Source organism: Haliscomenobacter sp. (genome assembly GCF_041740695.1).
GTDB lineage: Bacteria > Bacteroidota > Bacteroidia > Chitinophagales > Saprospiraceae > Haliscomenobacter.
This window is the reverse complement of sequence record NZ_JBGSLK010000026.1, coordinates 75,784-89,291: the sequence shown is the minus strand read 5'-3', so window position 1 is coordinate 89,291 and position 13,508 is coordinate 75,784. Positions and strand designations below refer to the sequence as shown.

12 protein-coding genes are annotated in these 13,508 nt (G+C 46.0%); 3 read left to right on the top strand and 9 right to left on the bottom strand.

The annotated features are described in order from the left end of the window. Positions 1-18 precede the first annotated feature (18 nt). Positions 19-1,191 (bottom strand): hypothetical protein, encoded by a 1,173-nt coding sequence (locus tag ACEW9O_RS05755; protein ID WP_373549180.1) that lies wholly within the window; start codon positions 1,189-1,191, stop codon positions 19-21. A 74-nt stretch (positions 1,192-1,265) separates the two neighbouring features. Continuing rightward, positions 1,266-2,330 carry a tRNA preQ1(34) S-adenosylmethionine ribosyltransferase-isomerase QueA gene (queA, locus tag ACEW9O_RS05750; RefSeq protein ID WP_373549179.1) on the bottom strand — a complete coding sequence of 355 codons (1,065 nt, stop codon included), beginning with the start codon at positions 2,328-2,330 and terminating at the stop codon, positions 1,266-1,268. 218 nt (positions 2,331-2,548) lie between these two features. Here queA and ACEW9O_RS05745 point away from each other — a divergent pair, with 218 nt between their 5' ends. Beyond that, on the top strand, positions 2,549-3,805 hold the full coding sequence (locus ACEW9O_RS05745; protein ID WP_373549178.1) for an ABC transporter permease: 1,257 nt from the start codon (positions 2,549-2,551) through the stop codon (positions 3,803-3,805). Between the two features lie 196 nt (positions 3,806-4,001). Next, positions 4,002-5,363: a DEAD/DEAH box helicase gene (locus tag ACEW9O_RS05740; RefSeq protein ID WP_373549177.1), complete on the top strand. Its 1,362-nt coding sequence runs from the start codon at positions 4,002-4,004 to the stop codon at positions 5,361-5,363. Positions 5,364-5,686: 323 nt separating this feature from the next. Here the strand turns inward: ACEW9O_RS05740 and ACEW9O_RS05735 are convergent, their stop codons facing one another. From ACEW9O_RS05735 to ACEW9O_RS05725, 3 genes are read right to left on the bottom strand one after another with little or no spacing between them, the layout of a single operon-like run. Next, positions 5,687-6,349 (bottom strand): hypothetical protein, encoded by a 663-nt coding sequence (locus ACEW9O_RS05735; RefSeq protein WP_373549176.1) that lies wholly within the window; start codon positions 6,347-6,349, stop codon positions 5,687-5,689. 33 nt (positions 6,350-6,382) lie between these two features. Then, positions 6,383-7,009: a Uma2 family endonuclease gene (locus ACEW9O_RS05730; RefSeq protein WP_373549175.1), complete on the bottom strand. Its 627-nt coding sequence runs from the start codon at positions 7,007-7,009 to the stop codon at positions 6,383-6,385. A 57-nt stretch (positions 7,010-7,066) separates the two neighbouring features. Further along, positions 7,067-7,882, bottom strand: coding sequence for an NlpC/P60 family protein (locus ACEW9O_RS05725; protein WP_373549264.1), 816 nt, complete (start codon positions 7,880-7,882; stop codon positions 7,067-7,069). Positions 7,883-8,251: 369 nt separating this feature from the next. On the opposite strand from ACEW9O_RS05725, the gene ACEW9O_RS05720 reads away from it, so the two are divergent. Further along, entirely contained in the window at positions 8,252-9,301 is a 1,050-nt protein-coding gene (locus ACEW9O_RS05720) for a PorP/SprF family type IX secretion system membrane protein (protein ID WP_373549174.1), read from the top strand. 109 nt (positions 9,302-9,410) lie between these two features. Here the strand turns inward: ACEW9O_RS05720 and ribB are convergent, their stop codons facing one another. The 4 genes from ribB to pdhA form a co-directional block, all read right to left on the bottom strand. Then, positions 9,411-10,556 (bottom strand): 3,4-dihydroxy-2-butanone-4-phosphate synthase, encoded by a 1,146-nt coding sequence (gene ribB, locus ACEW9O_RS05715; protein WP_373549173.1) that lies wholly within the window; start codon positions 10,554-10,556, stop codon positions 9,411-9,413. Between the two features lie 21 nt (positions 10,557-10,577). Continuing rightward, complete coding sequence (gene ribH, locus ACEW9O_RS05710; RefSeq protein WP_373549172.1) at positions 10,578-11,096, bottom strand: 6,7-dimethyl-8-ribityllumazine synthase; 519 nt, start codon at positions 11,094-11,096, stop codon at positions 10,578-10,580. Between the two features lie 207 nt (positions 11,097-11,303). Next, on the bottom strand, positions 11,304-12,023 hold the full coding sequence (locus ACEW9O_RS05705; protein WP_373549171.1) for a tol-pal system YbgF family protein: 720 nt from the start codon (positions 12,021-12,023) through the stop codon (positions 11,304-11,306). Between the two features lie 301 nt (positions 12,024-12,324). Continuing rightward, positions 12,325-13,362: a pyruvate dehydrogenase (acetyl-transferring) E1 component subunit alpha gene (gene pdhA, locus ACEW9O_RS05700; RefSeq protein WP_373549170.1), complete on the bottom strand. Its 1,038-nt coding sequence runs from the start codon at positions 13,360-13,362 to the stop codon at positions 12,325-12,327. Positions 13,363-13,508 lie beyond the last annotated feature (146 nt).

Sequence of the window (13,508 nt, the reverse complement as noted above, 5' to 3'; positions counted from 1 at the left end):
ACTAAAAATTTTGCAGGATTAATTGAATTGTCCCAAAATTTCGTACTCCTGGCCGATAAATTCTTCCGGCAGGCGTCCAATTTCCGCAGAATTGGCGGGCCCTGTCGGGTCACAAAAATAATATTTTCGTCCCTGATATTCAATAGCATCGCCATCAAAATCGGGAATAGACACTGCAATGGTCAAATGATCAGGGAATCCAATGATCAACATGGGCCAGCCCAGTAGTTCTTTCACCAGGGCGTAATACAATGCTGAGCGGTCTTCACAATCGGAATAAGGATAATGAAACAGTTCATCGGGAATCATGGGTTTGCTCCGCCCGAAATATTCTTTGTCCTCTTTGTACTTGAAACAAGAACGGGTAAACACCGTAAGTAGTTCCAAGGCTTCCATCCCACTTTTTCCCTTAATCACCTGTGTCAATTGTGGCAACAAACTACTGCGCAAAACTTCTGACATAGGTGCCTTGAGGTATTCTCGTTCGTCAATCAAAGGGTGGCGTTCCAACATGCGCACCAAATTGCGATCAAAATTGACTTCTAAGCTGTAATTTTGCCCTTTGTAAGTAAATCCCAGCGACTTTTTTTCCACTTGAGGTTTTAGTCCCGGAAACACTCCTAAACCAAAGACAAAAGATTTTCCATTTGGTTTCGCAGCGAAGTCAAGCAAAAAAACGCCTTCTTCATCTGCTTTGGTATTGCTCGCACTCAAATTGACAAAAGTTCGGCCTCGATCTTCAATCAAAGGTGCTTCGTAAATTTCACTTTGGGTGTATACACATACAAAGACGCGCTGCTCCCGAAAAGTCACACGGGTATCAAAACCACTTTCAGACATACAAAACCATAGGAGCAGGTTCTTCTCTGCGTTGGAACGTCCATTGAAAATTTGTTCCGTTGCGCCACGTAGCATTTCATAATACAACCAATCATTGAGCGCCAATGCGTCTCGCTGAATTTTTAAATCGTTCAACAAAAGCTGGTGCGTGGTTCGTTGCAGTAAGGTATAATAATTTTTAATATTTTTCCCTTCGATTATTGGCTTAGGCACCTGAAGCAAGTCAGTATTGTAGTTGAGGCGGATTTTTTCACTATAAAAATTGAATTCTACGGTGCGAACCTCTGCCACAGTGAACGAATGGCTAAACAACAAGGCAAGGAAAGTGTGTAGGAATAAGATAGGGCGCACAGTTTATGGGTTTTATGGATGGGTCGAATAGGGTTCGGGTCGCTCAAAAATTTGCCTCCGAACCCTACAATCACCTATAATATCATCATAGAATCTCCATAACTAAAGAAGCGGTACTCTTCTTTTACTGCTTCTTCATAAGCCTGCATTACCAGTTCGTAGCCTCCAAAAGCACAAATCATAATCAACAAGCTGGATTTAGGCAAATGGAAGTTGGTAATCATTGAATCCGCAATGCTAAACTCGTAGGGCGGATAGATGAATTTATTGGTCCAACCTTCGGCTGGTTTAAGTAAACCTTCGGCAGATACAGCCGATTCAATGGCCCGCATTGAAGTGGTGCCTACTGCACAAATATGGTGATTCCCATCCTTGGCTTTGTTGACCAAATCAACGGAAGGTGCTGGAATGCGGAAATACTCGGCGTCCATTTTATGTTTGGAAAGGTCTTCCACATCGATGCTTCGGAAAGTGCCCAAACCAACGTGAAGCGTCAACTCAGCGAAGTCTACTCCTTTGATTTCCAAACGTTTCATCAATTCCTTGCTAAAGTGCAGGCCCGCAGTTGGCGCTGCTACCGCACCAATTTCTTTGGCGTATACGGTTTGGTAGCGATCCCGGTCCACGTCTTCAGCAGGCCGAATGATGTATTTGGGTAAAGGCGTGTTGCCCAGGGTAGCGAGTTCTTTTTGGAATTCGTCGTCCGTGCCTTCGTACAAAAAGCGAATGGTCCGGCCCCGTGAGGTGGTATTGTCTACAACTTCTGCTACCAGAATGTCGTTGTCGTTGTCATCGCTGAAATACAACTTATTGCCTACACGAATTTTGCGGGCTGGATCAACGAGTACATCCCAAAGGCGGGATTCATTGTTGAGTTCACGCAGTAGAAATACTTCAATTTTGGCACCCGTTTTTTCTTTACGCCCATACAAACGAGCTGGAAAAACCTTGGTGTTGTTGAAGACCATCACATCGCCCTCGTCAAAATAAGTCAAAATGTCTTTAAAAACCTTGTGCTCAATGGTACCAGTTTTCCGGTTGATGACCATCATGCGGGCTTCATGGCGGTTATCGGCGGGGTATTGTGCAATCAGTTTTTTGGGTAGTTCGTACGTGAATTGAGAAAGTTTGGTCCTCATCTCTACAGTTTGGTTTTCCTTTTAGTGGTCAAAGATAAAAAGCACAAAGATAGTAACATTGTTGGGAATACGTCAGTTTGAAAAAAAATTTACTTTATTCAAATTGAGTCAAAATGCCTTAGTTGAAACGTTCAACCGGAAAAAATAGTTGTTGATCGATTGAAAATGGTGCTTTGCTGGGCATTGACTATGTTTGTACAAATAAATAAGCGCGGATTATGGGCATCGTTTTACGAATCATTTACGAGAGTGTGGTACAGGCTTTGGGACAACTCAATTCCAATCGCCTGCGTAGTTTTTTGTCCTTGCTGGGGATCACCATCGGTATCTTTTGCATCATTGGCGTTTTTTCAGCGGTTGATTCCCTGGAAGACAATGTACGGGGCAGTTTGGCTAAATTGGGAGACGATGTCATTTACATCCAAAAAATCTCCTGGTCGGAAAACCCCGACAACTGGTTCAAATACCTGCGCCGCCCCAATGTCGATTACGAAGATTACGAAGTAGTCAAAGCGAAGGTCAATTCGGCTCAATTGGTAACCTATTACGTGGGTATTGGCCGAAAGACCATAAAGTACCTAAAATCCAGCGCTGACCAAGCCTATATGTTGGGGGTTACAACTGAGTTTTCGGAGATGTTCAAACTCAATTATGAGATGGGGCGCTTTTTCTCCCCTAATGAATACCACTACGGCGCCAACAAATGTGTGTTGGGTTTTAAGGTAGCAGAAGCCGTTTTTGGTAGCTTGGATCCCATCGGAAAAACCGTTAAAATCGGTGGCCGGAAGTATGAAGTAATTGGTGTCCTTGAAAAATCGGGCGAAAGCATCATCAACGTCATGAACTTCGACGAGGTGATTCTGGTCTCTTATGAATTGGCACGTAAAATCGCCAACCTTAAATCAAATAACCTCTTCGGAGATGCAAGCCTTTGCGTCAAAGCAGCAGAAGGCGTTTCTCTTGAACAAATGAAGGATGAGGTTACAGGAAAATTGCGTGCTCATCGCCGTTTGAAACCCAAACAAGAGGATAACTTTTCGATGAACCAATTGTCCATCATCTCCAATTTCTTGAGTGGCTTTTTCAATGTACTCAATATCCTGGGGGTTTTTATTGGCGGTTTTGCCATCCTGGTGGGCATGTTTAGCGTAGCCAATATCATGTTCGTTTCTGTCAAAGAGCGCACCCGTTTGATTGGCATCAAAAAGGCTCTAGGCGCCAAGCGCTACATCATCCTATTGGAGTTTTTGATCGAATCGATCATTTTGTGTATCCTGGGAGGAGTTGCTGGCTTGTTGTTGGTTATGGCGGCCATGTATGGTTTATCCCAAATAACTGACTCTTTTAAAATGTACCTCTCCGTCGACAATGCGGCTTTGGGCATTATTCTTTCCACCGTTATTGGGGTGTTGGCGGGGATGATCCCGGCCATGCAGGCTTCCAGGATGGATCCGGTGGAAGCGATGAGAAAATAGGTTGAGAAAAAGTTTAGAAGGTTCAGGCTACCGCAGCGGCTTAGACAATGTCCTTGTCAAAATCGCTGCGGTAGCTTGAACCTTCTAAACCTCCCTCAACCTTCTAAACCTCTAAAAAGAATTTGTGTTCTTAATCTAAAAAAACTGCATCTTTGTACCGAATTTTGATTTTTATTGTCAAGTAAATAGATTAACGTTGAATTTCACTGATTTTGGCCTACATCCCGACTTGTTAGATGGCATCGATGCGATGAACTATAAGACGGCCACCCCAATCCAAGAAAAAGCAATTCCGGTCATCCTGGAGGGTAAAGACCTCATTGGAATAGCCCAAACGGGCACTGGCAAAACCGCCGCCTTCATCCTTCCTGTCATAAACGAGATCATCGAATCCGGCGTAGCCAACTCTACGCAGGCCCTCGTCATTGTGCCTACCCGTGAGTTGGCTGTACAAATTGATCAGGTGATCGAGGCGTACTCGTACTTCACTGGAGTCTCTTCTATGGCCATTTATGGCGGTGGGGACGGCAAAGAATTTGCCCAGGAAAAAAATGCGTTCGTGGGTGGTGTCGACATTGTGATCGCTACCCCTGGCCGCTTGATTTCCCACCTCAACATGGGGTATGTCAATTTTTCCAAACTGCGTTTCTTGATCCTGGACGAAGCTGACCGCATGCTGGACATGGGTTTCCAACCCGACCTGATGCGCATCATTGCTAAAATCCCGGCCAAACGTCAGAACCTGCTGTTTTCAGCTACCATGCCCGATGGCGTGATGAAACTGGCGCGCACCCTGATGAACAGCCAACCGATCACCATCAGCATTGCCTTGTCCAAACCAGCCGAAGGGGTTTCTCAAAAGGCTTACGTGGTGTACGAAGAGCAAAAACTGGCCCTGGTGACCGACTTGCTCAAAGACCGCAGAGGCCAACGAATTGTGGTGTTCTGCTCCTCGAAAGCTTCGGTGAGCTCTTTGTACAGCAAACTGCAGCGCAAAAACCTTTCCGTAGGTCAAATGAGCAGCGACGTGGAGCAAGACCAGCGTGAAGAAACCATGCTGGCGTTCAAAAACAGCAAAATTGACATCATCGTAGCCACCGATGTAATTAGCCGCGGCATCGACGTGGATGGCATCGACCTGGTGGTCAACTACGACGTGCCCCGCGACCCCGAGGACTACGTACACCGTGTAGGGCGTACCGCCCGTGCCGAGCGCAAGGGTGAGGCCATCACGCTGGTATCACCGACGGATCAGCACCGCTTCCGCCGGATTGAAAAACTGATTGATAAAGAGATTGAAAAACTGACTCCACCCAAGAACTTGGGAGATGGGCCAGAATATTCACCAAATGCACGACGGGGCAAAAGCACCGGGCCTCACTCTCACCGCCCCGCCGGTGGACATGGTCAGCATGGCCGGAAAAATCCGGCAGCACCGGGGAACAGAGAAGGTGGCAATAGTGGTGGCCAAGGCAAAAAGAAACCCAACAATAACCGCTGGGGAAAACCGAAACCGACAGGGGAACGGACGGAGCCGGGGAGAGATGGGGTGCAGTAGGGATTTACTTGCCTTAATAAGACTATGAGAGGAGCTTACTAACAAGTCAACCTGAGTTCTGAAATTTATCGCTCAAATACATCTATAATCTTGTAACCCGCCGCTTTATCGGCGGGCTTCAAAGCATACCTACTCTTCACATCTAACATCCTTCCAGAGGCTTACATCTATACAATTTCATGATGCAATCCTCTGGAAGGATGTTAGATGTAAAGGGTGGTTGCGCTTAGATCCACCCGTTGAAACGGGCGGTTACAAGATGACAGATGTGGTTAGTGCTAATTGTATTCAATCCTTTTAAATATCTTCGAACTCACCTTAAATTATAGTTGAGCTATATGAACCCATTCTTTTTTTCCGTGATCATAACGAAATTTCTTTCTTGATGATAGTAGCTGAATTTCTTCTTCCTTTGACTCTTTTTCAACTAACTTTAGAGCATCTTGAAGATGCTCCCTTAAATTTGTGTTATCTTCATTATTTTTGAAAATAAAATCAATTCGTGTTAATTCATCTATTTTAAAACAAACATAAAGATTCATTTCTATTTGTTCAATTTTAGTCCCCCCAGTAATTTTAGTTAGTTTTTTGTTTTTTATATTTTCTCTTGTTACTCTTACCCAATCTACAATTATTTCCCACAATCCATTTCCCAAAGCGCCCAATAAAAGATTACCAGTTACTTCACTACCTAAAATTAAGACAATAGAAGTGAAAATATCTGAGATAGAATTATAAGCCTCTTTCGATTTATCCTTCTTGGTAAATAAAACCCCATATGATTCAATGTCCTTTGTTAATTCATCAATGGATTCATCTGTTATTGTGTTATTAAAATATTCTAAATGAATAGATTTTTCAAACTGAGATTTATCTGGTTTTGAAACTATTAAGTCCTTAGCCATCTTATCTAAATCTGCTTCAGGAATTAATTCTCCATGAATTTCCCGAAGCGTTTTTTTGAATCTACCTAACAATTCATCCATGTATTAAAAATTAAAGGTGAAAAATAATCACTGTCACTCCCCCACTTCCGGTTTCCGAAACAACTCCTCCACCTTCACCTCAAACCCAGCCAATACCTCCTTCGCCGAACAAACATCCTCTCCAATACAAACTGTCATTTTTTTCAACCCTTTTCCCGAGTACACGTGCACTTGTTTGATCAGCGGAAAAACATGCCAAACAATTTTCACTCCACCTTCCCGGTAATTTTCCATTTTTCCGTGGACCAGGTTCATTTGGTCTTTGGTGGAGATGATTTCAATAACAAAGGCTGGCACTTGATTTTCTCCGTGGGCAGTCCTGGCAATTTGTTCTTTACTCAAATAGGCCACATCCGGGCGGCGATGATTGGGGCCGAAGAAAATATCTCCTTCGGGCATCAACATGCCAGAAACTTGTCCAGCAGCACGCAATTGTTCAAATAATTCAAGGAGTTTATGGACGATGAAGAACTGGGAATAATCCATATTTTTTGACTTAACGACCTGTTGATTTACCCATTCATATTTGTACCCATCCTCTCTACTGAGGTATTTTGTTTGAAATTCTGCCCAGGAAATCGCACGAAGCTTGCGTTCAGGTTTGGCCTGCGCTCCAGTTTTATTTTCAGCATTGGGTAATGAGACTGTATTGGCTGACATTATCCTTTTTTTACAAAAATAGCGGATTCCACTACAAAGTGCAACCCAAACACAAGCTTAAAACAACTCCGCCTGCACCCCAGTACTTTCCACTTCCGGCAACTCCCCTACCCCAACCTTCGGCACAATCGTCGGCAAAATGCGTTTGATCAGCCGTAGCCGTTTGCTGTACAGTTGGCGAGTCTCGTCATAAATTCCGTAGTGATCCAGTTTATCGATGCGCACGCCACCGAAACAGTGGATGACCTTCCCTTCGGGCATGAGGATACCCACGTGGCTGATGCGGCCCTGGTTGTTTTCAAAAAAAGCGAGGTCTCCAGTCTGGGCATTTTCGATGAAGTCGATGTTGTCGCCGATTTCGATTTGTGCAGCGGCTTCGCGAGGTACTTTGTAGCCCGCCATTTGGAAAACCATTTGTACCAGGGCCGGACTGTCCATCCCAAATGGGGAGCGACCACCCCAGAGAAAAGGAGTATTCAGGTAACGTTTGGCCAGTTTGACAATAAAATCAGCGCTTGGCTTGAAATCACTGGGGGCTACGGCCTGGCCACTGAAGGTATAAAACACCTCCCCCAAACGAAAACGGATGCCGTCAAACTCGGGCAAACGGGCGCCCATGGTGATGGGGATAAAATGATCGGTGCCCATGACCGGTTGTACCAATTCCAGGCTATAGGAAAAATGCGTGTTGAAACGTTCAAATTCGGAGGGGGTAATGGCCTTGAGTTGATTGGTTTCGACCCAACCGATGAAGTTGTCGCAGGAGGCGCGTACTTTACACCACTGCTTGCCTTTTTCCTCCATGACTTCCACTGTTTCACCAAACAACAATTGGGAAATCATCTCACTACGCTGAGAGGGGGAATGCCGCACTGGCACAACGCTCAGTGGACAAATGGCTAGATGAAGGTGGCGTTTGCTTTCCAAAGGCAATGGATATTCGTGGTCGTACGTTCAAAAATAATAAAAATTGCTGAATACCGTTGTGAATGTGGAAAGTAAAAACATAAACCAGCCATAAGAGCTTGTTTATGTTTTTGGGATCGAGCTGCAAACGGCCCATTTTAGCCCAAGTTTCGTTCCGAAAATGCTCATTTAGCGCTGCTAAACTACGCTTTTCGTGCCTCATTTGGGCTAAAATGGACTCGTTTTCGCTTTCGCCCCAAAAATTTAAACAAGCTCCAATTCACAAAAAGCCGGGTTGATTCGGTACTTTTGCATCCAATTTCAAAGAATACTCCTATGCGAAAACGATACGCGATAATGGTTTTGGCCATGTTGGTGATCTTCACCAAGTTAGCTGGTCAGGACTCCCATTTTTCTCAGTTTTATGCCTCCCCACTGTACCTTAATCCCGGTCTGACGGGGGCTTTTAATGGCAAATACCGACTTTCCACCATTTATCGCGACCAAGGTCGTAACTTGCTGGATGAGCCATATACCACCTTTTCAGCAGCCGCTGATTTTCGTTTTGATGTGGGTTCAAAAGGCAAAGACGCGGCGGGTATGGGCATGATTTTTTTAAATGACCGCAGCGCCTCGGTCAATTTTTACACCAATACCATTGCCATTTCGGGTGCTTACCACAAAGCCTTAAACCGTTACGGAGATCAATACCTTTCCCTAGGTGTGCAATTTGGCATTGGCCAACGCAACATCAACTACGAAAACCTAAGTTTTGAAGACCAGTTCAACGGCCAGGATGGTTATACCGATCCCACCGCCGAGGTTTACCCTTTCAACAACTTTGGCTACGGCGACATCGCCGTAGGCCTCAACTATACCTATGCTCCGAACGACAAACTGGCGGTTTATGCCGGAGCAGCCATGCACCATGTGCTGGAACCGCAGATCAGTTTTTATGCCCGCGAAGAGGTAGAAGAACGCCAAAATGACAATCGGCTGTTTCGCAAATATTCAGCTTACATCAACTTACAATATCCAATCAACAATCGGGTGCAGTTTTCACCCCGCATCCTGGGTTACATTCAAGGGCCACACTTGACGTTTAATGCGGGTGGCAATTTCCGTTTTTTATTGGATGACATTGCAGGAACAGCCTTACACCTGGGTGGCTGGGTGCGCCCGGTTCGGAATTTTACCAATAAATTTGTACCGGATGCCGTCATTTTGATGACCGGGATAGAATACAATAATTTCCTGATCGGCGTCAGTTATGATGCCCGTTTGGGCAATCTGGCCAGTTCGGGACGCCGCTTGGGCGCATTGGAAATCTCCCTGGCCTTTTTAGGGAATTATGACAATGAGACGGTGTTGTGCCCGAAGTTTTAGTTGAGAAGGTTGAGTGAGGTTGAGAAGGTTGAGGCTACCGCAGTGACTTGGACAAGGACATTGTCAAAATTGCTGCGGTAGCCTCAACCTTTATCAACTTCCCTCAACCTCAAAAAGGTACATTCTCCACAATCTCCAAGCCATATCCAATCAAGCCGACTCTACGCCGGGGATGATTGGTCAACAAGCGCAGTTTGCAGATGCCGAGGTCACGCAGGATTTGCGCGCCTACGCCAAAGTCGCGCTGGGTCATTTGGTTGCGGATTTTCATTTCTTTGCCTTGATCACGTTGTTGTTGTAGTTGCTTTAAAGCGGCTAACAGGGCTGCGTCTCCTTTCTCGGATTGCCGCATGAACAACACCACACCTTTGCCTTCCTTTTGAATGGCCTGGATCGCCTGGTGGTGGTGAAGGCCCTGTTCTTCAAACAAGTTGCCGATGATGTCGCCAGCTTCAGAGGAAGAGTGGACGCGCACCAACACGGATTCATCTTCAGTCCATTCGCCATGTTTGAAGGCCAAATGGATGTCACTACCTGGAATTTGTTCAAAAGCGATCACTTCAAATTCTCCAAAACGAGTGGGCAATTGCACCGAAGTGACACGTTTGACCAAACGTTCGGTTTGCATCCGATAGGCGACCAGCTCATCAATGGAAATGATTTTGAGGCCAAAGCGTAGGGCAATTTTATACAAATCTGGCAACCGGGCCATCGTCCCATCTTCATTCAATACTTCTACCAATACCCCAGCTGGGTAAAGGCCCGCCATCCGGGCCAGGTCGATTGCGGCTTCGGTATGTCCGGTGCGGCGCAATACTCCACCTTGTTTTGCCCGCAAGGGGAAAATATGCCCCGGACGGGCGTAATCTGTACTTTTGGTATTCGGATCCACCAAGGCGCGAATACCCGTGGCCCGGTCGTAAGCAGAAATACCGGTGGTGCAGCCGTGCCCAATCAAGTCGATGGAAACGGTAAAGGCCGTTTCGTGCAGGGCAGTATTGGAGGAGACCATCATCGGCAGGTTAAGCTCGTCGGCACGGCGCTCGTCCAATGGGGTACAAATCAAGCCACGGCCGTGGGTAGCCATGAAGTTGATGATTTCGGGGGTTACAGTTTCCGCAGCGCAGATGAAATCGCCTTCGTTCTCGCGGTCTTCATCATCTACTACAATGATGACTTCTCCTTTACGAATGGCTTCAATGGCTTCTTCTACGGTATTGAGTTGAGTGTTGGTTTCGATGGTCTGAGCTTCCATGTTTTATATAATGGTGTGGGATTAAAACCCAATTTTACTTTTTTCTCCTTGTTGCAGTTGCTTTTTAAGGGCAGCCATGCGGATGGCAGTTGCACCCGCTTCTACCCCTTTGTTGCCATGTATACCACCAGCCCGGTCAAGGGCTTGTTGCTCGTCATTGGGGGTAAGCACTCCAAAAATACAGGGAATATTGATGGCAATACTCAAATTGATCAAACCCATTGCTACACTGTTGTTGATGTACTCGTTGTGGTTGGTTTCCCCTTTGATGACACAACCAATGGCCACAATGGCATCCAGTTTGTGGGCACCAGCCAACATACGGGCAGCAGCAGGCAGTTCAAAGGAGCCGGGCACTTGTACCATGTGGATGTTTTCCTCCTTGGCACCGTGTTTGAGCAAGGTGTCCAAACAGCCCTGGTACAACGCGTGGGTGATCTGGGCATTCCAGTCTGCTACTGCGATACCAAAGCGCAAATCAGCGGCGGATGGCAGGGTAGTTTCGTCGTAGTGGGAAAGATTTTTAAGGGCGCTAGCCATGTATTGCGGTTTTGGGTTGAGAAGGTTTAGGAAAGTTGAGGAAGGTTGAGGCTACCGCAGTGATCTTGACCATGTCCTTGTGTAAGTTGCTGCGGTAGCCTCAACCTTCCTCAACTTTCCTCAACCTTCTCAACTACTGAACAAAAAAAGGTAAGAAAGCCACGATGCCTCCTTACCTTTTTCCAAACAAGTGACCTTTGGAAAAGATTATTTTCCTTCCAAGAAGATCAAATATTTTTCGGCATCCTGGCCTTCAGGGGCACTAGGGTATTCGTTTTTCAACTCTTCGTAGTACTTGCGGGCAGCCGCGAAGTCATTGTCCTTTTGCGCAAGCATGGCCAAACGCTTGAGGTAAAATGGAGTCAGCAAATCGTTTGCCTTAGCATTGACTGCTTTTTGGTAGTAGCTCTTGGCACTTGCAAAATCCTTCGTTTCGGAATAAGCATCACCGAGTGCGCCATTTTTCATGATCGGCATCACACTTCCTTTCGGGCTAAAATCCTTGAGGTAGCTGATGGCTGCTTCGTATTTGCCCAGGTTCAACAAACAAACGCCAGCGTAGTAGTTGGCCAGGTTTGCTGCGGGTGTACCCGAGTAATCTTCAATGATTTGAGGAAACCCTTTAAAGCCGCCGGGCAGGGTTTTCAACATTGCAGTAGCGAATGAATCGCGTTCAAACAAACGTTCCGCCTGGCGCATTTGCTCTACGGCTTCTTTTTGCTGAGAGCCTACATAAACGTTCCAAGCGATAAAAGCTATTATGAGCACTGCCACAGCAGCACCTGCAATCATCAAAGGTTTACGAAAACGATTCAACGTGTCCTGTGCACGGTCGCGAACTTCTACAATGTCCACCAAAACCTCGTCTTCCGGCCGATTCGCAGCCTTAGGAGCAGCACCCCTGCGCACCTGTCTTCCTTTTGCCATTTTCTGTCTTTGTTAGCTGGTTATATTTAATTCGCAAATCACAACTAATGGTGATCTGCGAATTAGGAACGCAAAAATAAATAAAGTTTTGTTTCCCCCCCTATTAAAGACAAAAAAATACGGCGACAGCTAAAAAGCTATCGCCGTATTGGGGGCGATAAAAAAATAAGTGTTTCATTTTGCCAAAGGATTAGATGAGTAAACGGTTCATTTTAAGTTTCTTATCTAATCCTTTGGCTCAGAGAAAATGAACACTTATTTTTGCCCCACTACTTGGTCTATAATTTTGAATTTGAGTGCCTTAATACTTGATGTAAGGGTAGTCAGATTCGGTGTAGTTGTCGGTATAGAGCTCCGAAGCATCTGGATAAGGTGAGTTTTCTGCGAATTGTACACAGTCCTCGATCTCTGCTTTGATCTTGTCCTTGATGGCTTGAATCTCTGCTTCGGTAGCAATTTTTCCGTTGATGATCTTTTCTTCCGTCACCTTGATCGGGTCGCGATCCTGGTAAGCTTGGACTTCTTCCTTGGTGCGGTACTTGGCCGGGTCGGATACCGAGTGGCCTTTGTAGCGGTAGGTGCGGATTTCCAGGAAATAGGGGCCTTTGCCCTCACGAATGTGCTCAGCAGCGCGTGAAATGGCTTCGTGTACGGATTCGGGGCTCATGCCATCGACCGATTCGCTGGGCATTTCAAAACTCAGGCCGATCTTCCACAGCTCCTCCACGTTGGACGTACGCTCCACGGAAGTTCCCATGGCATACCCGTTGTTTTCAACGATGTACAACACGGGCAGTTTCCAGGTCATGGCCATGTTGAAAGACTCGTACAAAGCCCCCTGGCGGGAAGCTCCGTCGCCAAACATGGTCACGCAGAAGTTTTTGGTGCCTTTGTATTTTTCAGCAAAACCGATGCCCGTCCCGATTGGAATTTGTGCACCCACGATGCCATTGCCACCAAAGTATTTGTTGCTGGCGTCGAAAAAGTGCATAGAACCACCTTTACCTTTGACGATACCCGTGGCTTTGCCATACAATTCGGCCATAGCCTGGCGTGAACTTACCCCTCTGGCCAGGGCGATACCGTGCTGCCGATAGGCCGTTACGATGCCATCCTGTTTGGTAATGGCCGACTCAATCCCTGCGGCAATAGCCTCCTGGCCAATGTAAACGTGACAGAAACCGCGAATCTTTTGCTGTCCATACATCATCAGCGCGCGTTCTTCAAAACGGCGGATGCGCAGCATCAATTCATACCAGAAAAGGTACTGCTCTTTGCTGTAAGTGACCTGATTGCTGCTTTTTTTGGCTGATGCTTTCTTTTCTACAACCGAACCCATGTGCACTGTATGTTTAGGAGTGGTTTAAAAATTTGCGCTTAAGAGCATGTCTAATTTCAAACCTTCTCTAGCGAAATTTCGCTATGTTTGTTGAATAGTCGAGCTAAAGATAAGGCAAATATATATCTTCCGACAAAAGTGTCTGG

Coding starts and splice junctions, on each gene's coding strand:
- queA (WP_373549179.1), bottom strand. CDS start 2,330: ATGAGGACCAAACTTTCTCAATTCACGTACGAACTACCCAAAAAACTG.
- ACEW9O_RS05745 (WP_373549178.1), top strand. CDS start 2,549: ATGGGCATCGTTTTACGAATCATTTACGAGAGTGTGGTACAGGCTTTG.
- ACEW9O_RS05735 (WP_373549176.1), bottom strand. CDS start 6,349: ATGGATGAATTGTTAGGTAGATTCAAAAAAACGCTTCGGGAAATTCAT.
- ACEW9O_RS05730 (WP_373549175.1), bottom strand. CDS start 7,009: ATGTCAGCCAATACAGTCTCATTACCCAATGCTGAAAATAAAACTGGA.
- ACEW9O_RS05720 (WP_373549174.1), top strand. CDS start 8,252: ATGCGAAAACGATACGCGATAATGGTTTTGGCCATGTTGGTGATCTTC.
- ribB (WP_373549173.1), bottom strand. CDS start 10,556: ATGGAAGCTCAGACCATCGAAACCAACACTCAACTCAATACCGTAGAA.
- ribH (WP_373549172.1), bottom strand. CDS start 11,096: ATGGCTAGCGCCCTTAAAAATCTTTCCCACTACGACGAAACTACCCTG.
- ACEW9O_RS05705 (WP_373549171.1), bottom strand. CDS start 12,023: ATGGCAAAAGGAAGACAGGTGCGCAGGGGTGCTGCTCCTAAGGCTGCG.
- pdhA (WP_373549170.1), bottom strand. CDS start 13,362: ATGGGTTCGGTTGTAGAAAAGAAAGCATCAGCCAAAAAAAGCAGCAAT.